Origin of the sequence: uncultured Thiodictyon sp. (assembly GCF_903946935.1) — a bacterium.
GTDB lineage: Bacteria > Pseudomonadota > Gammaproteobacteria > Chromatiales > Chromatiaceae > Thiodictyon.
In genome coordinates this window covers 1-19093 of sequence record NZ_CAJAXH010000210.1, presented here as the reverse complement: position 1 = coordinate 19093, position 19093 = coordinate 1, and the positions used below count along the sequence as shown (strand labels likewise).

Annotated in this window: 20 protein-coding genes and 2 pseudogenes; 3 read left to right on the top strand and 19 right to left on the bottom strand. The window is 65.6% G+C overall.

All coding sequences use genetic code 11. From position 1 onward, the window contains the following. Nucleotides 1-130: 130 nt before the first annotated feature. Nucleotides 131-1255 (top strand): glycosyltransferase, encoded by a 1125-nt coding sequence (locus tag QZX93_RS17905; RefSeq protein WP_295389731.1) that lies wholly within the window; start codon nt 131-133, stop codon nt 1253-1255. A 15-nt stretch (nt 1256-1270) separates the two neighbouring features. Here the strand turns inward: QZX93_RS17905 and QZX93_RS17900 are convergent. The 18 genes and pseudogenes from QZX93_RS17900 to QZX93_RS17815 all read right to left on the bottom strand — a co-directional run. Further along, a pseudogene (locus QZX93_RS17900) lies at nt 1271-1630 on the bottom strand (hypothetical protein); the annotation flags it as partial. A 408-nt stretch (nt 1631-2038) separates the two neighbouring features. Next, entirely contained in the window at nt 2039-2941 is a 903-nt protein-coding gene (locus QZX93_RS17895; RefSeq protein WP_295389729.1) for a F0F1 ATP synthase subunit gamma, read from the bottom strand. 10 nt (nt 2942-2951) lie between these two features. After that, nucleotides 2952-4295: a DUF2254 domain-containing protein gene (locus QZX93_RS17890; RefSeq protein WP_295389728.1), complete on the bottom strand. Its 1344-nt coding sequence runs from the start codon at nt 4293-4295 to the stop codon at nt 2952-2954. Next, nucleotides 4292-5839: an alternate F1F0 ATPase, F1 subunit alpha gene (locus QZX93_RS17885; RefSeq protein ID WP_295389726.1), complete on the bottom strand. Its 1548-nt coding sequence runs from the start codon at nt 5837-5839 to the stop codon at nt 4292-4294. Before QZX93_RS17885 ends, QZX93_RS17890 begins: the two co-directional genes overlap by 4 nt. Further along, on the bottom strand, nt 5836-6645 hold the full coding sequence (locus tag QZX93_RS17880) for a F0F1 ATP synthase subunit B (protein WP_295389724.1): 810 nt from the start codon (nt 6643-6645) through the stop codon (nt 5836-5838). The genes QZX93_RS17885 and QZX93_RS17880 overlap by 4 nt, the downstream gene beginning before the upstream one ends. Before the next feature lie 3 nt (nt 6646-6648). Next, the gene (locus tag QZX93_RS17875; RefSeq protein WP_295389722.1) at nt 6649-6930 is read right to left on the bottom strand and encodes a F0F1 ATP synthase subunit C; all 282 of its coding nucleotides are present in this window, start codon (nt 6928-6930) and stop codon (nt 6649-6651) included. A gap of 30 nt (nt 6931-6960) precedes the next feature. Then, nucleotides 6961-7662, bottom strand: a complete 702-nt coding sequence (locus QZX93_RS17870) for a F0F1 ATP synthase subunit A (protein ID WP_295389720.1) — start codon at nt 7660-7662, stop codon at nt 6961-6963. After that, nucleotides 7646-7951 (bottom strand): ATP synthase subunit I, encoded by a 306-nt coding sequence (locus QZX93_RS17865; RefSeq protein ID WP_295389718.1) that lies wholly within the window; start codon nt 7949-7951, stop codon nt 7646-7648. Before QZX93_RS17865 ends, QZX93_RS17870 begins: the two co-directional genes overlap by 17 nt. Beyond that, a complete protein-coding gene (locus tag QZX93_RS17860) occupies nt 7944-8276 on the bottom strand; it encodes an AtpZ/AtpI family protein (protein ID WP_295389716.1) in 333 nt (110 codons plus the stop codon). The genes QZX93_RS17865 and QZX93_RS17860 overlap by 8 nt, the downstream gene beginning before the upstream one ends. Beyond that, on the bottom strand, nt 8269-8658 hold the full coding sequence (locus tag QZX93_RS17855) for a F0F1 ATP synthase subunit epsilon (protein WP_295389714.1): 390 nt from the start codon (nt 8656-8658) through the stop codon (nt 8269-8271). The genes QZX93_RS17860 and QZX93_RS17855 overlap by 8 nt, the downstream gene beginning before the upstream one ends. After that, nucleotides 8655-10076: a F0F1 ATP synthase subunit beta gene (gene atpD, locus QZX93_RS17850; RefSeq protein ID WP_295389712.1), complete on the bottom strand. Its 1422-nt coding sequence runs from the start codon at nt 10074-10076 to the stop codon at nt 8655-8657. Before atpD ends, QZX93_RS17855 begins: the two co-directional genes overlap by 4 nt. A gap of 3 nt (nt 10077-10079) precedes the next feature. Continuing rightward, complete coding sequence (locus QZX93_RS17845; protein WP_295389710.1) at nt 10080-10448, bottom strand: STAS/SEC14 domain-containing protein; 369 nt, start codon at nt 10446-10448, stop codon at nt 10080-10082. Between the two features lie 259 nt (nt 10449-10707). Continuing rightward, nucleotides 10708-11949: a sodium:proton antiporter gene (locus tag QZX93_RS17840; RefSeq protein ID WP_295389708.1), complete on the bottom strand. Its 1242-nt coding sequence runs from the start codon at nt 11947-11949 to the stop codon at nt 10708-10710. Between the two features lie 69 nt (nt 11950-12018). After that, nucleotides 12019-12111 (bottom strand): hypothetical protein, encoded by a 93-nt coding sequence (locus QZX93_RS17835; protein ID WP_295389706.1) that lies wholly within the window; start codon nt 12109-12111, stop codon nt 12019-12021. 52 nt (nt 12112-12163) lie between these two features. Further along, nucleotides 12164-12334, bottom strand: a pseudogene (locus tag QZX93_RS17830) (HAMP domain-containing protein); the annotation flags it as partial. A gap of 509 nt (nt 12335-12843) precedes the next feature. Continuing rightward, nucleotides 12844-14226, bottom strand: a complete 1383-nt coding sequence (locus tag QZX93_RS17825; RefSeq protein WP_295389704.1) for an urea transporter — start codon at nt 14224-14226, stop codon at nt 12844-12846. Nucleotide 14227: 1 nt separating this feature from the next. Then, nucleotides 14228-15388, bottom strand: coding sequence for an alanine racemase (locus QZX93_RS17820; RefSeq protein ID WP_295389702.1), 1161 nt, complete (start codon nt 15386-15388; stop codon nt 14228-14230). Continuing rightward, nucleotides 15385-16221: an ATP-grasp domain-containing protein gene (locus tag QZX93_RS17815; RefSeq protein WP_295389700.1), complete on the bottom strand. Its 837-nt coding sequence runs from the start codon at nt 16219-16221 to the stop codon at nt 15385-15387. The genes QZX93_RS17820 and QZX93_RS17815 overlap by 4 nt, the downstream gene beginning before the upstream one ends. Before the next feature lie 49 nt (nt 16222-16270). Between QZX93_RS17815 and QZX93_RS17810 the strand changes: the two genes are divergently transcribed. Further along, a complete protein-coding gene (locus tag QZX93_RS17810; RefSeq protein WP_295394798.1) occupies nt 16271-16774 on the top strand; it encodes a hypothetical protein in 504 nt (167 codons plus the stop codon). A gap of 18 nt (nt 16775-16792) precedes the next feature. Here the strand turns inward: QZX93_RS17810 and QZX93_RS17805 are convergent, their stop codons facing one another. Beyond that, nucleotides 16793-17947 (bottom strand): glycosyl hydrolase, encoded by a 1155-nt coding sequence (locus QZX93_RS17805; protein ID WP_295389697.1) that lies wholly within the window; start codon nt 17945-17947, stop codon nt 16793-16795. A 121-nt stretch (nt 17948-18068) separates the two neighbouring features. On the opposite strand from QZX93_RS17805, the gene QZX93_RS17800 reads away from it, so the two are divergent. Next, nucleotides 18069-19001, top strand: a complete 933-nt coding sequence (locus QZX93_RS17800) for an Rpn family recombination-promoting nuclease/putative transposase (protein ID WP_295389695.1) — start codon at nt 18069-18071, stop codon at nt 18999-19001. Nucleotides 19002-19093 lie beyond the last annotated feature (92 nt).

Genomic DNA, 19093 nt, shown 5'->3' with positions numbered 1-19093 from the left:
GCCCCCCGGCCGCGACAGTCCAGCGCGACCCCCTCAATCTGGTATGTTGTCGGTGACGCGCCGTCTCCGATTAGGCTAGGATGCGAGATCAAGAGCTGATTTCGCCAGCGCGCTGGGCCTCACTGCACCTATGACTTTATCGATCCCCACCACTGAGCTGCTCTGGTTGCTGCTGCCCTGGACCCTGGCCTTTGTCTTCCTGGGGCGCCTGCGTCCCTGTCCGCCGCTGCCGCGGCAATGCGCTACACCCAGGGTCTCGCTCATCGTCCCGGCCCGCAACGAAGAGGCCCGCCTGCCCCCCTTGCTGGCCTCGCTGCGGGTGCAGGACTACACCGACTTCGAGTTGATCGTCGTCGATGACGATTCCACTGACGGGACGGCCGCCCTGGCCCGGGCGGCCGCTGCGACGGTCTTGACCCTGACGGAACTCACCGACGGCTGGCTTGGCAAACCCCGGGCCTGCTGGCTGGGGGCGCACCGCGCCAGTGGCGAGCTGTTCGTGTTTCTGGATGCCGATACCGCGCTTGAACCAACCGGCCTGAGTCGGATTGTGGCCACCTATGCGCGCTACGGCGGACTGGTATCCATCCAGCCCTATCATCGGATGCATAAGGCCTACGAGCGGCTCTCGGCCTTCTTTTTCATCAGCATGATGGGCAGCATCCGGTCCTTCACCCTGGCGGGCGAGGCGATCGCGTCCAAGGGGAGTTTTGGCCCCTGCATCGTCTGCTCGCGCGAGGATTATTTCCGGACGGGTGGCCACCAACTGGTCCGCGCCGAGGTCGTCGACGACGTGGCATTGGCGCGCGAGATGGGGAGCCGCGGTTGCCGCGCGCACAACTTTATCGGCGAGGGTGTCATCTCGCTTCGCATGTACCCGCATGGCCTGCGGGACCTCTTCGATGGCTGGACCAAGAATCTGGCGCATGGTGCGATGCACACCGATCCCTTGATGCTCCTCATGATGGTCGCCTGGGTCGCGGGTGCGGTGACCGGGCTCAACGCCATCAATCATTGGCCGGCGCACGGGGTGTGCAACTGGGTCGTCGCCGGCCTGGTGGCCTATGTCGCCTACGCCGCCCAGATCTGGTGGCTACTGCGTCGGCTCGGCAACTACGGCGTCGCCACCGCCGTGACCTACCCCCTGTCCCTGCTGTTCTTCTTCACGGTCCTGCTGCGCTCGCTGTATCTCACCCTGGTGCGCAACAGCGTGCGCTGGAAGGGCCGCTCGATCCCGGTGCGTGCGCCGTTCTGAGGCACTCAGGGCCCGCTTAAGCCGGATACGATTGTAGCGTTGCACCATGATGCAAGGACCATTGCCCAGCGCCCCGAAGAACACCATGAACACCGCAATTGGCCAGGGGGTCCAGAGGGAAAAGGTGAGCGCCAGCCCCCAGGTCAGCCAATGGGAGAACTCCGCCCGGGAGGCCTCAATGACGAACAGTCTGAAATAGTCGGGGTCATTGGACTGCAACTGGCGTTTGGGGAAACCGCCGGGGCAGAAGGCACCCGCCTCGGGGATATGGTCCTTCCACCAGCGAATGCCCAAGCGCTCGTAGAGTCGACCGTTGCGTTCCCAGCCATAGCTGCGGTTGACGAATGGAAGCTGCGCGATGCGCCGGGTCGGCACCTGTTGGGCGAGGGTGCCGGCGCCGAGATGGAAGCAGGCCCAGAGGACCGAATAGAGTGCGATGATTTCCAACCGACCTCCTCAACACCCTGATTCCAGTGCGGCGTTGTGATGGATGTTCCCCCGGGAAGCGGCCTGCGGTCGCGTCCATGGGGAGTGCGGGACTTTCACCGAGCATGATACCGCCGTTCTGGGGCCGCACCACGTGCCCAGCAGTTCCACTGCCGTGCTCTTGCCGCAGCCGCTCTCCCCGGTGTGCAGTGTCAGTGAGTCGACCGCACCCGGAAGCCCTGGTCGCCGCTGCCGCGGGTGTGGCTCAGGTCGGCGCAGTCCAGTGGCATTGTCAGTGGATGACCTCGTCGATGCTCGCGGCGACCAGTGCGCGGTCCAGCCACTCCAGCTCGTAGACTATCGCCGTCCGCCTTGCGGCCGCGCCCCCGCCAGCGCCTCAAACCCGGAGATGACATCGAACAGTTCCTCGTCGATTCCGCTCTGGCGCAGGCGGTGGAAGGTGCCGTTCAGCGCCTCGAGCAGTTCGTCGATATTCTTGTCGGCCCGTTGCATGGCCGCCAGGCGGCTGGCGTTCTCGCTCGCCAGCGATTCGGCGCAGGCGCGAAAGAGTGAGACAAAGAGATATTCGCGGACGAGGGCCCGTACCGTTGCGGCCTCGTTGCCCATGACCTCGGGCAGGTTCTTGGTCGGCCAGGGCCGGTCCGCCAATTGGCGATACCAGTCCGCGTCCAGCGGCAGCAATTGCTGACCGACCGGCGTATAGACCGCACCCGAACCGGGGCGGTTGTAGAACAGATGCAACTGTGCGTTCCCATGGTCGCGCACCTCGCTCTCCATGAGGACTTGTCCAATGAGCCCGGTAATGGCGGCGACCGAGCCCGGGACGGCGAAGAGCCCCAGCGGCGGCAGGCCGGCATCCGCCAGGCGCGCATGGACGCGCTCACCGACGGCCCAGACCCGCGGGCGGTCGGTCAGCGCCCGCAACGACTTGACCGCATGGTCGGCGATCAACTCATTGAACTGCCCCACCAATCCCTGGTCCGAGCCGAATACGATAGCGCCGATGCCCCCCGTATCCGGGGCGCCGGACGCGTCCTGCATGGCGGTCGGGATCTCGATTCCGCGGAAACACACGCTCAATCCTAAGTCGACGGTGCGGGCGTAGTCCGCCAAGGCGAGCACCGCCTGTTCGTATTGGCCGATGTTGGAGGCGGCCAGCGTCTTCATGGTGCGGACGACCGATTGAAGATCGCCCGCACCCTTGATCTTGCGGCGCAGACTGGCGGTGGTGTCGCTCATGACCCCTGGGTCAATCCTGGTCGGCGGCGATGAACAAGATGGGCGGTGTGGCGAGTGACTCACGGACCCGTGCCAGCCGCTCGCCCAGGCGCTCCCGGTCGTGCGGGGAGGCCACGGTGCGCTCGGCCGTCTCGCCAATCTGTTCCGCTGTTTGCTGGAGTTCGCAGCGCCGGTGTGGGTCGGTGGTGCGGGTGGCGATGGTCTCCAGTGCGCCGAGCATCCGCAACAGGACGCCGACATTGCCCCCGGCATTCTGGCGAATCTGGTCAAAGGCCTCGGCCAACAGGCCCCCGAAGCTCGGGCCGCGGGCGATCACACGCAACTCACCCTCGTCCAGGCCAGGGGCCGCCGCGATGCGGCGCGGCGCCAGCCGGACCAGGATGGCGGTCAGATAATCCACGCACATGATCGCGGTGGTGGTGTCGTTGACGCCGGGTGAGAGTGCCTTCATGGCGATATCGACGATCTGCCGGACGCCGAATGCGGCATCCTGTTCGACCGTGCGCTGACGCCCGATCACATAGAGCGCATTCAGCTTCGCGGTGATCGCCTCCTTGAGACTCTCGGTCGCGATGGCCGAGACCAGCGGTGTACCAGCGACCACAAAGTCCCCGATGCCGCGCTCCATCCGCAGGATGGTCGCGTGCGCACGGGCCAGCGTGAGGAGTTGCTCCGACTCGATCGTCTCAATGTAACCGGTCTTCTGGGCCGGAATGGCCAACCACGGCTGCATGGCGAGCGCCCGCCCGTACTGGTCGTCCGAACCCGCGTCTGGGTTGTCGCCCAGCGCTTCGGGAAACAGGTGATCGACGGCGGCCAGGGTCTCGCGGGCGACCGAGGCCGTGATGCTCGAGGCCTGGATCGAGGTGGAGACATAATGAATGAAATAGATCAGCACCCCGATGCCGACGAAGGCCAGAATCAAGGCGCCCAGCACCGCCAGCGTCGGGACAAACCCCCCTTCATCGCCGCCGCGAATCGTCCGCAACACCACCAGACAGTAGGCGAAGATGCCGACGAAGGTCCCGAGAACGGATTGGTTGATGTGGTCGCTCATAAAGTTACGAATGACCCGCGAGGTATACTGACTGGAGGTCAGGGCGATGGCCACCAGGGTAATGGAGAAGACCACCCCGGCCACCGTGACCATTGAGCCTCCGACCGCGGAGAGCAGACCGCGGGCGCCGTCGGCCCCGGCGCCGAAGAGCAATGGCCAGCGCTCGGCGAGATTCGACTCAAAATGGAAGTCAAGGGTGATCAGGAGGGCGGCGAGCGCCACCGCGTCCAGCACGATGAGGGCCGGCAGGAACCAGAAGCTGGCGCGTGTTTCCTGCCACCAAAAGGCGAGTTTCATGATGCTGCTCCGTTTGAAGGAAAGTGTGCGGCGAGCGCCCGCTGGGCCAGTTCGACGATCAGTTGCCGATCGCCGTCGCTCAAGGTGTCGGCGCTCGCCAGGCGCTCGGTCAATGCGCCTGGCATGTCGGCCGCGGCCTCTATTACGGCCTGTTCCGCCGCGGGCATCCGCTCCAGCGGTATGGCATCGAAGAGTCCCGTGGTCAGGGCCAGCAGGATGGCGATTTGCGCCGGGACCGACACCGGAGCCAATTCAGACTGTTTGAGACAGGCGCGGATACGTTGGCCATGCCCGATGATGGCGCGGGTCTTTTCATCCACCCGGGCGCCGAACCGGGCAAAGGTCTCCAACTCCTCAAACTGGGCATAGCTGAGCTTGAGGTCGCCTGCCACTGCACGATAGGCGGCCAACTGGGCCTTGCCGCCGACGCGCGAGACCGATTGGCCGACATCGACCGCCGGCAGCACACCGAGTTCAAAGAGCGAGGGCGAGAGATAGACCTGCCCGTCGGTAATCGAGATCAGATTGGTCGGGATATAGGCGGACATATTCTCCGCCTCGGTCTCGATGATCGGTAGCGCCGTCAGCGACCCGCCCCCGCGTTCCTGTCGCAGGTGGGTGGCCCGTTCCAGCAGGCGCGAGTGGATATAAAAGATATCGCCGGGAAAGGCCTCGCGGCCCGGCGGCCGGCGCAGCAACAGCGACAGTTCGCGATAGGCGCGGGCGTGATGGGTGAGGTCGTCATAGACAATGAGCACGTCGCGTCTGCGCTCCATGAAGTGCTCGGCGATGCTGGTGGCGGCATAGGGTGCGATATAGGCAAGCCCAGGTGCGTCATTGCCCTCGGTGACGACTACCACGGTATAGTCCATGGCGCCGTGCTCGCGCAGCGTGGCCACGGCCTTGGCGGTGGCGGAGGCCCGCTGACCGATGGCACAATAGACGCAGAACACCTCCTTGCCGCGTTGGTTGAGGATGCTGTCGATGGCGATGGCGGTCTTGCCGGTCTGCCGGTCGCCGAGGATCAGCTCGCGTTGGCCGCGCCCGATGGGAATGAGTGCATCGATGACCTTGAGCCCGGTCTGGAGCGGAACCGTCACCGGCGCGCGGTCCATGATCGGCGCCGCCGGGCGTTCGATCGGCAGGCGCTCGCTGCTGGCGACCGGTCCCTCCCCATCGAGCGGCCGGCCGAGCGGGTCGATGACCCGGCCGAGCAGGCCATCGCCGACCGCCACGTCCATCACCCGGCCGGTACGCTCGACCGTATCGCCCGCCTGCAACTTCCAGTAATCGCCGAGCAGGACCACACCGATCTCGTCCGCATCCAGATTGAAGGCGATGCCGAAGACCCCGCCGGGGAAGGCGAGCAGTTCCTCGAATCCCACGTCGCCGAGACCGGTCACCTTGGCGATGCCGGTGGAGACCGTCGCGATGGTGCCCACCTCATGCGGCACCATTGCTGGCGCGAATGACTCGCGCGTCTCACCGATGGCGGCGAAGGCGCGGTCGAAGACCGACTGCAACGAGTTCGGTGCCTCGCTCATGGGGCTGGGGTCGATGCCGGTGCAGTGGCGGGCGTGGCGGCGGGCTGGCCCTTTGCATTCAACAACTCGCCGACACCCTGTTCCAATGATGCGAGGTAATCCGCGATATCCCAGGCAATCTTTTGTCCGTTCGCGGTCAGTTCGATCCCGCCGAGCAACTCCGGCGTGGTCTCAAAGCGGATCTTTGGCGGCACCCCGAAGGTGCTGTGAATGGCCTGCGTCAGCGCTGCGCGCGCGCTTTCGCGCAACTCGAAGGCGCTGCGTATGCAGGCGGGGTCGGACGCTGTTGTTAGCGCATCGGCGAAGACGCTGAGTGCCGCGACATCCATGGCCGAGAGGCGGCTGATGAATCGTTGCACCATCCGCTCCTCCAGATCGGCCCCGGCGAGATCGCTCAGTGCCTTGCGTGCGATCAAAAAGACCTCGTGCTGGGTGCGTAGCAGGATGGCTTGATTGAGTTGTTTGGCCTCGCTGCGCAGTGACTCCGCGCGCTGGGCCGCGAGTGCGTCGGCCGCCTGCCGGGCCTCACCGAGGAGGCGCTGGCGTTCGGTCTTCGCCTCGTCCACGGCCTGGCTGAATAGCGTGGCGCGTTGCTCATCGAACGCCTGGTTCTTGTGCTCAAACGACTCGCGCTCCGTTTGGGCGGCGGCCTGCTTGGCGGCGGCGTCCGCGAGTTCGGCGGCGATCCGCCGCTCTCGCTCATCGATGGCGTGGAGGATGGGCTGGTATAAAAAACGCTTCAGCAACCAGACCAGGACCAGAAAATTGATCGCCTGAGCGCCGACGGTGAACCAGTCGATAAGCATGGCCTAGTTCCCGGCGGCGTGGGCGATTGCTAGGTTCCAGAAGGGGTTGGCGAAGATGAGTATCATCGAGACCACGAAGCAATAGATGGCCGTGGACTCGATCATGGCGAGCCCGACGAAGAGGGTGCGGGTAATGGTGGCAGATGCGTCGGGTTGTTGGGCCAGCGCGGTGAGCGCCGTGGCGACCGCCCGGCCCTCGGCCAGTGCCGGCCCCATGGTGCCGAAGCCGGTGGTGAGGCCGGCCATGACGATCGAGGTGACTGCAATAATGCTCAAGGCGTCCATGATGGGTCCTCGGGTGGCTGGTGGATACGCTCAGGCAGGCAGCGCCGCTTCGGGTTCTGGCGTGCGCGTGCGCGTGCGGGTCGCGGCGGCGATATACACGGCCGCCAGGATGCTGAAGATGTAGGCCTGTACCATGCCGGTGAGCAGGCCGAGCACCGTCATGAGGATCGGAAACAGGAAGGGCGTAATGGTGATCAGGATGGCGATGATCATCGCCCCGCTCATCATATTGCCGAACAGTCGCACCGCCAGTGCCAGGGTCCGCGTGACCTCGCTGATGATATTGAAGGGCAGCATCAGGAAGGTCGGCTCCAGATAGGACTTGAGATAGCCGGCGAGACCCTGGTCTGCAATGCCGAAGGCGGGTACGGCGACCAGGACGCAGAGCGCGAGCGCGGTCGTGGTGGAGAGCGAACCGGTAGGCGGCTCATAGCCGGGAATGATGGTGGCCAGGGTGGCGGCGGCAACGAACAGGAACAGGGTGCCGAGAAAGGGGAGATAGGTGCGCGGTTGCGCCAGCCCGACCTCGGCGATCTGCGTCTCGATGCCGGTCACGACGATCTCCAGCAGGTTCTGCCAGCGCGAGCGCGTCAAACCGGTGGCGAGCCGCCGGGTGATGAGTTTGGAGCCGATGACCAGCACCGCCATCAAGCCCCAAGTGAACACAATGGTGCCATTGAGCGTGATAAACCCGTATTGCCAGAAGATCATTTCATCAGGGCTCAGGTGCATGACTGACCTCCGTCGCGGTAGCGGATGGGCCGGTCAGCCGGATCAGGATCAGGCGGGCGATGAGGAAGCCGAGCAGACAGGCAACGAGTCGTTCCCACTGACCGTCGCCGACGCGATAAAACCCGGCGAGGACGATCCCCGTGCGTAACACCAGGCTGCCCAGCAGCCAGCGTGCCGGTGTTGGCGATGACAGGCACTGGCGTAGTGTCCACCAGAGTCCGCCGAAGAACAGTGCGCCGAGCAGCAGACCGGCCAGCAGCGCCGGGGCCAGTGGCAACAGTTCATTCATCGCCATCCCTCTGCTCATCGCGCATGGCCCGCTCCTCCTTGGTGACCCAGTGCCAGGCATTGAAACAGCCGAGCGTCAGTCCTGCGACCAATAGCGCCAGCGTCCAGGAATGGCCGCCCGGGTAGTGTTCGTCGATCCACAGCCCGATTGCGGTGCCGAGCAGGGTCGGCACGACCACCGACCAGCCGATCAGTCCCATCATGCCGAGGCCGAACCAGACCCCAGGTGTGGGGTTGCGTCGTGCCTTGAGCTTGAGTGCGGCCTTGGCACCGACCTGTCCGGCCAGGTCAGACCCGGGGTCGCTGGGGCGGGGGGCATCATTCATGTTGAAAACTCATGAAACGCCGAAGAAAACCGGTTTCCAGGCTCGCCATGACCGAGCGCAGGCTCTGCTCCTGCGCATCCAGGGTCAGGAACTCCTGCTCGATCGCCGTACGCAATTGGCCCAGGTCCGTGCCGCCGATCGCCCGGCGCACTGAGACGAGCACCCTCTGGCCGGTCTTGACCAGCACCCCCTCGTCCACGGCCAGACAGACCTCGCCATCCGCCGCGGTCTCATAGACCAGTATCCCGGGGGTGAGTGCCGCGACACAATCGAGCCGATGCGGCAACAGCCCGAATGCACCTTGGCGCGTCTGTGCCACGATACGCGATACACCGGCCTTATCGGCAAAGACCTGGAATGGCAGGAGCACCTTCAGATTCATGCTGCCTTCTCCTTCTCCTTCGCCTTCTCCTTCGCCTCATCCACGGTCCCGATCATATAGAGCGCACCCTCCGGGACATCCTTGAATTCATCGTGCAGGATACGTTCGCAGCCGCCCAAAGCATCCTCGAGGCTGACCAGCTTGCCGGCCAGGCCGGTAAATTGTTCGGTGGTAAAAAAGGGCTGGGTGAGAAAGCGCTCCAGCCGGCGCGCGCGGGCGACCAGGTTGCGGTCGTCGGGCGAGAGTTGTTCCAGGCCCAGCATGGCGATGATGTCCTTGAGTTCGGCGTATTGCGCCAGGGTTTGCCTGACCGCGCGCGCCAGGGTGTAATGGCGCTCGCCGACGATACCCGGTGTGGCCATCTTGGAGCTGGATTGCAGGGGGTCGATGGCCGGGAACAGGCCCTCGCTGGCCCGTTTGCGCGACAGCACGATGGAGGCCGACAAATGCGAAAAGGTATGCACCGCCGCGGGATCGGTAAAGTCGTCCGCCGGGACATAGACCGCCTGGATCGAGGTGATGGCGCCGGTATCGGTATTGGCGATACGCTCCTCCAGCCCCGACAGTTCGGTGCCCATGGTCGGTTGATAGCCCAGGCGTGAGGGCATCTGGCCCATCAGCCCCGAGACCTCCATGCCGGCCTGGATGAAGCGGAAGATATTGTCGATGAGCAGCAAGACATCGCGATGCTCGTCGTCACGAAAATACTCGGCCATTGTCAGTGCGGCATGGCCGACGCGGAAGCGGCTGCCCGGTGGCTCATTCATCTGGCCGAAGATCATCACCATGTTCGGTAAGACACCGGCCTCCTTCATCTCGCGATACAGTTCCTCACCCTCGCGACAGCGCTCGCCGATACCGCAAAAGAGGCTGACGCCGGATTGGTGCCCGATCATGTTGTGGATCATCTCGGTCAGCAGCACCGTCTTGCCCACGCCCGCCCCGCCGAATAACCCGGCCTTGCCGCCGCGCTCCAGGGGCATCAATACATCGATGACCTTGATGCCAGTTTCAAAGACCTCCGACTTGGTGGAGCGGCGCGCCAGCGGTGGCGGGGCGTTGTGTACCGAGCGCCAGATGATGTCAGTCGGCGCCGGCTGGCGGTCGATGGCGTGGCCGAAGACATCGAACATCCGCCCCAGGATCCCCTTGCCCACCGGCGCCTTGAGTGGGCCGCCGGTGTCCGCCACGCCCATGCCGCGGGCGAGCCCCTGGGTTGGGGTCAGGGCGATCCCGCGGACATGGCGCGCATCCAGTTGGGTCAGCACCTCGATGACGATGGCCTGGGTGCTGCTGGCGCGCAGCAGTGAGTAGATCGGCGGCAGGTCTTCATCGAAGCGGATATCCACGACACTGCCGCGCACCGCAACGACCGTGCCGCGCCGCCGCTCGGCTGGCGTGAGTGCTTGATCTGACACGCGTTAAGCCGCGGGTTCGTCCAGCCATGCACGCGCCTGGGCGGCCTCGGCGTGATCGAAATAGCGCACCGCCGCCTTGGTGAACGGCTTGCAGAAGATCGCCATGCCATGTTGCCACCGCGTTTCCCCGACCATGGCCAGTCGTTCGATGTCGGCGAAGTGGTGTGCTCCGAACTTGGCGTCTTCCCACATGGCACTGGCCTCCCAACCATGGAAATCGGTCATGTCGAACAGCAGGCGCAAAGGGCCGTGTACTCGCACCAGTCGCTCGAACTCAGGCACAAACTGCTCATAATCGGCCTTGACCAGCTTACCGCTGATCTGTAAGACCAGCACCTTACCGCCGTTTTCTTCTGTGAGTTGAATGGACATGGAGGCCTCCTGACGCGGTGGGTTGAGGAGCGCGCTGAGGCGCGGGGCAGACACCGCCCGGGGGCTGGTGGGCCGTCGCCACAGCAATGTTGGCAGTATAGGAGAAACCGGCAGACCCGTTGGCGCGAATAACCTTTATTAAGTCATTTTTATCGTGTCTGGCTGGGTGATCCTCCCCTTGCCACCCCGGCACGGTAAGTGCTGCGCCGCGCAGCGGTCTGTTCGCCGCGCCACATAGACCCAGCGACCCGCCCCGGACTCAGAGTCGCGTGGGCACGGTCCGGCGGATCACCTGCCCGATCGTCAGCCCCTGCCCGAGGATCGAGAAGACGACGATGCAATAGGTCAACGCAAGCACGACGTCGCGCCCCGGGCCGAGCGGCAGCGACAGGGCCAGAGCCACTGAGATGCCGCCGCGCAGGCCACCCCAGGTCAACACCCACCCGGAGCCCTTGGGCAGCTTGAACACCCCGGGGAGCAAGGCCACCGGGAGGCCGACCGTGAGTCCGCGCGCCGCCAGGGTCACGCCCATGGCCAGCACCGCGGCGGCCAGGATGTTCAGCGAGAAGGTCACCAGCAGGACCTCCATGCCGATCAGTAGGAACAGCACGGCGTTCAGGATCTCGTCGATCAACTCCCAGAACAGGTCGACATAGTGTCGCGTGGTGTCCGACATGGCCAGCGCCCGCCCGCCGTTGCCGATCATCAGCCCGACCACCACCATCGCCAGGGGGCCGGACACGTGCAGCCGGTGGGCCAGCGTATAGCCGCCCGTCACGGCCGCCAGGGTGATCAACACCTCGACCTGATAGCTGTCCATGCTCTTGAGTAGCAGGAAGGTGAGATAGCCGAGCGCCAGACCGAACAGCAGGCCGCCCCCCGCCTCACGCAGCAGCAACAGTAGCCCCTCGCTCGGGGTCGGGGCGGCGCCGCTCGCCAGCATGCCGAGCAACAGTGAGAAGATCACGACCCCGACACCGTCGTTGAACAGCGACTCGCCGGCGATTACCAACTCCAGATGTTTGGGTGCGCCGGCCGTCTTGAGGATACCCATGACCGCGATCGGGTCCGTGGGCGAGATGAGCGCGCCGAACAACAGACATTCGATCAGCCCCAGGTCCAGGCCCACCCAGGACAGGGCATACCAGGTCCCGAAGCCGACCGCTAGCGTCGACAGCAGCGTGGAGAGCCCCGCCAACAGGGCGACCTGCCAGCGGTAGGCCCGCAGCTCAGTCAAGTCGACGTGTAAGGCGCCGGCGAACAGCAGCAGCGACAACATGCCCTGCATCAGGGTGTTGGAGAAGTCGATGGAGCGTAGCAGCGATTCCTCGTACTGCCGTAACCCGAAGGCGACCCCGGCCGCGTCCAGGCCGATCAGTGCCAGGGACAGCAACAGCGCGGCGGCCATCACGCCGATGGTGATCGGCAGGCGGATGAAGCGCTGGTTCAGGTAGGCCAGCAGGGCGGTCAGGACGAGGCAGGCAGAGGCGATTTCAAACATGGGCAGGCCAGTGCGTGGGTGAGCGGTCCTGAATTGTATCCGAGCACGACTAGCCGCGGAGCCGGTTGCTCAAGGTTCAAAGACAAAGCCCACGCCGTAAATCGAGCGGATGAGCTCGCGCTCGGGCTGTGCCTGTGCCAGTTTTTTGCGCAGGTTTTTCATGTGGCTGTCCACCGCCCGCTCGCTGACCCTCGGTGCGCGCCAGCATGTCTGCCATCGCGTTGAAATCCTCGGCCAGTTCGCTGAGTTCGTCGGACCCGCGCACCTGGATGCGCGCGGCCGGGCGGCCCTGCGCAATGGCGCGTGCGCCGCTCGCCAGGGCCTGGATCGGGCTCAGGAATTGCCGTGCCAGCAGCCAGGCGGCGGCCAGCGACAGGAGCAACACCGCCAGGCTGGACGGCCACAGGTCGCGTGACTGGGTGGCCAGGAAGGCGGCATCGCGCGCCGCCTCGGTCTGCGGCGCGAGCAACACCAGGGCCCCGACGCTTTGCCCCCGATAGCGGATGGGGCGGCTCGCCGCGAGTCTGGCCGGCCGCGGGTTGCCGGCCAGCACCCGGCCGTCGGCGTCGCGCAGCGAGAGCCGCGGCTGGATCTCGAAGAGGTTGCCGGGGCCGCGGCCATCGGCGAAGGGGGGCGGCGGACGGCCATCGAGCCCAGGCGGGCCGAAGGGTGGCGGCGGTCGGCCAGCGAGTCCAGGCGGACCTGGGAAGCCCGGCGGGTCATCCTCCGATCCGAGCGGCAGGTCATCGCCAGCGGCCTTGCCGATCGTTAGCGGTCGGCGCGCGTCGGGCCCGGGAGGGGCGGGGGGGCCGCCAAGGAGGCGGTCCAATGAATCGCCGTTCGCTGCTGCAAAGGTCCAACTGCCGTTGCGCGCATAGGCATCCTCGATCCGCGTCACCAGCCAGTCGAGTTGACCGATCTGGGTCTCCACGATGTACAGGCAGAAGCCCTGTTGCAGGTTCCAGTACCGACAGGCGATGCCGGCCGCGTTGCTCCCAGAGACCGCGGCCGGCATCCCACCGCCGCTCGTAGCGACTCTCGAGGTTGCGGCCCAATGGGTGACGCAACCGCAGACGCACCCGCTGCCAGGCGCTCGGTGCCAGCCAGTCGAGCGCGGGCGCATCTTGCCAGTGACAGCCCGGCTCGATCAGCGGGGTGAGTCCGAAGGCCAGCGCGAAGGCATCGCCGACCGGGTCCGCCGCGCTGCCGCGTGCGGTCACCGCGAACAGCAGATCGGTGTGGCAGGCCGTGAGGCGCGCACCGCGATCCGAGACCAGCGTCGTCTCCCCGAGCAGGCCAATCTGTAAAGTCCAGCGCGTCGCGCCAGGGGCCGCAGTGGGTGAGTGCGCCATCCATCGATTGGGAGACCTCCATGCACCCAACAAAGGGCGGACGCAGCGCAATGCTCGTACGCTCCACACCGCGTGCCTGTTCCAGCCGCCAGCGGCTGGCACTGGCCTCCGGCGTGGCCGGGGCGGGTAGCCAGAAACGTGACCAGAAGGCGCCGTGCTCCGGGCGTAAGGCGGCGCGAACCAGCCAGACGGCGAGCAGGAAGGGGGCGGAGAGCGGTGGCAGGCCGATCGGCCAGAGGACCCACCACAGCGCGACCGAAAAGGTGGTGGCGGCGACCACGGCGCCCGCCGTCACGGCCAGGCTGCGCGCGCTCACCGCCGTGTGGATGGCAAAGCCCGCCAACACCGGCGAGACGAGCAGCACGGCCGCGAGCACCAGGACGCCCGAGAGCGGATTGTCGACATAGAACAGTGCGCCCAGCGTGGACAGTGCGCTCGTGAGGGGCCGTTCGATCCAGGCCGGGTAGAGCCAGGGTGCGGGCGTTGCGCGCCCGGCAATCCCCAGCGCCTTGGCCGCCGGCAGCAGGGTCCACAGGGTGCAGAGAAAGGGCGCGCCCAGGAGCGGCAGTTCGCGGGTCTGGCGCAGCAGCGGGCCGAGCGCCGAGGCCAGCGGCACGACCAGCGCGCCGCCCAGCACGGCCAGGACGACGAGCCGGCCGGTACCCGCATAAAAGGCGCCGAGCACCAGACCGACATAGATCGCGTTCAGGATCTCCGCCTCGCCGGCGTGCGCCAGCAGGCGCACCCAGGCGCGCATCCCCACCGCCGCCAGCCCGGCCGCGAGCCCCATCAGACCGATCGCGGGATCGAGCAGGTTGGCGCCCAGCACCAGGGCCCCCACGCCCGGCCCCTGCGCCAGAAACAGGGTGCCATAGGCGAGCAGCAGCCGGTGTATGAAATCGCGAATCAGCCCCAGGGTTTCCATGTCAGCTGGCCCGGCGTAGCGCGATCGGATTGGACGGTGGTGCCGTCCCCTCGGCGCCCGTGTTGCCGAGGCGTGCCGGCAGCAAATCGTGTTCGCACACGCTGTCGATGTCCTCGGCGCGCCGAATCACGCTCACCTGCTGCCCCGGGTGGATCATCACCACCGCTGGCCGATACTCGATGAACTGCAACCATTGGGTATTGTTGTAGGCGCCGACCGGTGAGATCACCAGTTGGTCGCCCGGCACCAGCGGCGGTAGCTGGACCGAGGCGCGCACCACGTCGATGTTCATGCACAGCGGGCCATAGAGCACCGTCTCGCGCGGCTCGCCACGCGCCGGTGCGGCCAGTGACACCTGATGGTTGTACCAGAAGGCGGTGAACAGCAGGTTGATCCCAGCATCCAGCATGACCGCCGGGGCGCCGCCCGGCAACGGTTTGCGCCCGACCACCGAGGCGATCAGGACCTGGGCGTCGTCGATCACGGCGCGTCCGCTCTCGAAGATCAGCCGCGGGCGGGCCGCGCCGCGCTCCAGGCGATAGGCCGTGCCGTCGAGAAAGGCCGTGCAGATCGCCTCGGCGTATTCGTCCAGATCCGGCACCGCCTGCTCGGGCGGCAGATAGGTCCCGTGCAGTGTGTTGCGCGAGGGCAGGCCGCCGCCGATGTCGATATAATCGAGCCGTGTATCGTCGACGGTTTCGATCTCCTGCATCAGGGTGCAGAGTATCTTGACCTGGGCGGCGTAGGCGCGCGGGTCGAGGATGAAGGTGCCGATGTGGCTGTGAAGCCCGACCAGTCGCAGGTGCGGGCTGGCCGTGACGGCGGCGATGGCCGCGTGCGCCTGGCCGGATTCGAGATTGAAGCCAAACCGGCTCCAGGGCTCGGTAAAGCCGGTGTCGAAGTTCAGACGCAGGGCGATCGGCGCCGGCACACCACGGTCGCGGGCGATCGACTCGATCGTCGCCAGTTCGTCGAGGTGATCGACATGCATATGCGCACCCTCGGCGAGCGCGCGCTCTAGGATGGGCCGCGGCTTGTGCGGCCCGTTGAAAATGATGCGCTCGCCGGGGACCCCCAGGCGGCGCGCCTTCTCATATTCAAAGTGCGACACCACCTCGGCCCAGGACCCCTCCTGGTGCAGGACCTGGCAGATCGCGCTCACGTGCTGACGGCGGCGATTTCCGCCACTGGTACGATGATCTCGCGCGCATGCCGGATGAAGGTGACACCGGGGCGGGGTGCGGCCAGCGGCAGGGCCGCGGGGGCGACCCCCTGTTGCAGGGCGAGCAGTGCGGCCGGCAGGTTGCGGCCGACCCCGTGCGAGAGATAGACCCAGGCCGGGAAGCGCGGATTGATCTCGATCAGGTGTAGGGTGCTGGCGTCATCGCGCAGCAGTTCCAGTTCCAGCGGTCCATTCCATTTGAGCGCGTGCATCAGCCGCTCGCCGACCGCCAGCAGTTCCTGATCGTCGATCGCCACCCCGGCCCAGGCCTTGCCCTTGTCGGCGAGCGCCTGCTTGCGCATCATCACCGGGGCGATCAGGGCGCCGCTGCCATCCCCCAGCGCGGTCAGATTGACCTCCTCACCGACGACATGGGCCTGGACCAGCACCGGGTAACCCCAGGTGCGCGCGATCTGCTCGAAGCGGTACGCGGCCTCGGTCGGGTCCTCCACGACATAGGCGTCGTAGAAGACGCCCTTGACCACCAGGGGATAGGTCCAGCCCCCTTCCTGCTCGTCGGTGCAGTGCTCGAAGAACTGGGCCGAACCGATCGGGCGCACCCTGGGGGTGGCCACGCCGGCCTGGGCGCACAGCGCCGGGAGCCGATCCTTGTCGCGGCTGCGCAGTTGCGTGCGCGTCGGCAGGCGCATCCGCACGCCCCGTTTGGCCAGCGTGGGTTGCAGGGCGATGAAGTTGGGCAGCTCGGCATCCAGGCTGGGGATGATCACGTCGATGCGCTCCCGGCGCAGGACCTCCTCCAGGCGTTCCAGCAAGGCCTCGGCGCCGCCGGAGGGAAACGGCAGCAGGTAGCCGCCTTCTTACGTGGGTTATGGCGGTTCGCGATCGCGCAGCGATATGATCAACGCTGGCATCTCTTTCGACGCAGAATATCAGGATCGCGGCGGCCTGGCCGGTGGGTCGACCTACACCCGGCTCAATTACAAGGGCGGCATTGCCGCACTCGACCAGGCGGCCGAGTTTGTCTCCGGGCGGCTCAATTTCACGCCTGACCTCTTGCCGGGGCGTGTGACGCTGCGTCTGGACGGTCATCAAATCAACAACAACGACGCCACCAACGAGAGCGATGATGTTCAGGTCGTGGCACCGCAGGTGTCCTTTCTGAGCCATGGCAAGCGCGTCTACCTGGACTTGGGCTACGCCTACAGTGCTTACGGTCAAAGCCGAATTGGCAATGGCTCACTGCGTGTGGAGCAATGGACTCCGACCCTGGGTCTGGGCTTCAATCATCCAGATCACCCTCCGGGTGATTGGCGCAACGCTGATAACGCACTGAAAAACCTTGGCGAGCTTGGCGCCTTGGCGTGACAACTGCTCTTTCTGGGATTATGGCTTGGCGCGTGGGGGTGGGGTGCTGTCCTGCGGTGCGGCGAGCCAGAAGGGGCGGGCGACGCCCGCGCGGTAGGCAGCCAGGGCTTGGGGCGATGAATCGACCAGCAGATTGCTGACACTCTGGTCGCCGTTGACCCATTGCTCATGCCAGAAAACGGCCCCCTTGAGGCGATGTAACTTGTGCTCCATCTGGGCGAAGGCATCATGTAGCCACTCGGCCTTATCGCCCTGTTGCGGAAACTCGCCGATCCCCCATTCGGCGAGCAATATCGGCTTGTGCGGGTCCAGTGCTGCGAGCTCCGCAAACGGGCGGAGCAGTGACTCGCTCGCCGAGCTCCAGCCCTCGCCCCCAAACTGCTTCCCATAGGCGCTGACGCCGAGCCAGTCGACATAGGAGCTACCCGGATAGTAGGCCGCCATGGTGTTCCAGGGTTGCGCCGGGTCTGGTGTGTTGTTGGCGTGAAAGACCCAGGAGATATTGCTCGCCCCGGCCGCGCGCACCCGCTCCACCACATGGCAGTAAGCGCGCTTGAAGGCCTCCGGACCCTGGTAACGGGTCGGCTCCGAGTCGGGGATCGGCTCGCCGCCGCCGTGGAAGACCCCCGACCAGGGGAACCACTTGCCGTTCATCTCCAGTCCCCATGCCACCAGCAGCGGCTTGCCGAAGGCGCGCGCGTCCCGTGCCCAGTCATCGATATAGGCGTCCCAGTCGCCGGCCGCGATCTGTTCGAGGGTGAAGCGTGGGCAGGCCATGTCGTCCCGGCGCTCCCAGGGGTTCCAGTAGATGAGTGGGGCCGCCCCATAGGTGTCGACGAGGCGTGCCTCGGCCGCGGGAAAGTGCCCGGTGCCCCAGTGATTGGAGAAGGCGATCAGGGCCTGGTGCTTACCCACCAGCGCGGTAAACGACTCGATCTTTGCAGTCGTCACCTCCTCCTCTGACTTGCCGAAGTCCGCGTAGACCCCGGTATAGGCGCCATGGGCCGGAACCGCCAGGGTCGGCAGGGGCCGAACAGGGTCGGCCCCCAGGGCCAGGGTCGCGACCAGGCAGAGGAGCGCCGCGGCGACCCCGCGGGCCACGCCAGAGCGCGGGTGCCGGGCCGGCGCCGTCGCGGGATTCCGAGGTTGAAAGGACCGGTCAATCAGTCGCATGGCCATTATCCATCAGTGCGTGTTGAGCGCCCATGTTGGGGACCCCGGGGCGCAGTGCAAGATGCCGTCTCGGTACAGATGGTCTTGCGTCGTCAACGCGATCTGATTAGCCTTGTACGCGATGGACGAAATCGCCACCCCCCACGACGCCTTTTTCCGCGAGAGTTTCGGACGGCGGGAGGTCGCCGCGGATTTCCTGCGACAGCAACTGCCCGCGCAGCTCCTCGACGACGTCGACCTCGGAACGCTGGAGATATCGAAAGACACTTACGTTTCGACCGATCTGCGCTCGGCGTACTCCGATCTAGTCTATCGTGTACGCTACCGCGATGGGACCTTGACGATCTACCTGCTGTTCGAGCATAAGAGCAGCCCGGAGCACTGGACCCTGCTGCAACTCCTGCGCTACATCGCCGCCGAGGGCGATCAGTATCGCAAGCAGCATCCGGATGCCCGCCAGCTCCCGCCGATCTATCCGCTGGTGATCTATCACGGCGAACGGCACTGGCGTGCGCCGATGAGCTTCCACGATCTCGTCGCACCGCTGCCGGCGGCGCTCTTACCCTTCGTGCCGCAGTTTACCTACGCATTACACGACATCTTCGCCCGCACTGACGCGCAGCTCAAGGGCGACGTGCTGACCCGGCTGGTCCAGTTGGGTATGCGCTGGGTCTTCAGCAAAGAACCCTTAGAGCGGCTGCGTAACCTGCTGACCTTGATCGAGGAGGTCCAAGACCGGGCGACAGCCCTGGAGATCCTGGAATCCCTGCTGCGCTACTATGTCCAAGGCACCGGGCGCGTGGAGGAGCGTGATGTCCGCGCGTTGCTGCAACAGACCACCACCGGAGACCCGATCATGCAAACATTTATTGACCGCTACATTGAGCAAGGCAGGCAGTTGGGCGTCGCCTCTAGAGACGATCGCTGGAAATCCGGCGACATCATTGGCGGCCGCTGCATTCGCAGCAGTTGCCGCCGGCCCCCTCGCCGCATTGGTGCCTGCTCCAGCCCTTTTAAGGTGCTGCCAACATATTGTAATATAGGCGATATTTAGCGCTACCTGAGTGAAGCAGCAGCCGTGTTTGGCGAGATCCTCCAGAAATTTTCCGAGAAAAGTCCTGCTACTGTCATGGTACGCGCCCTGCT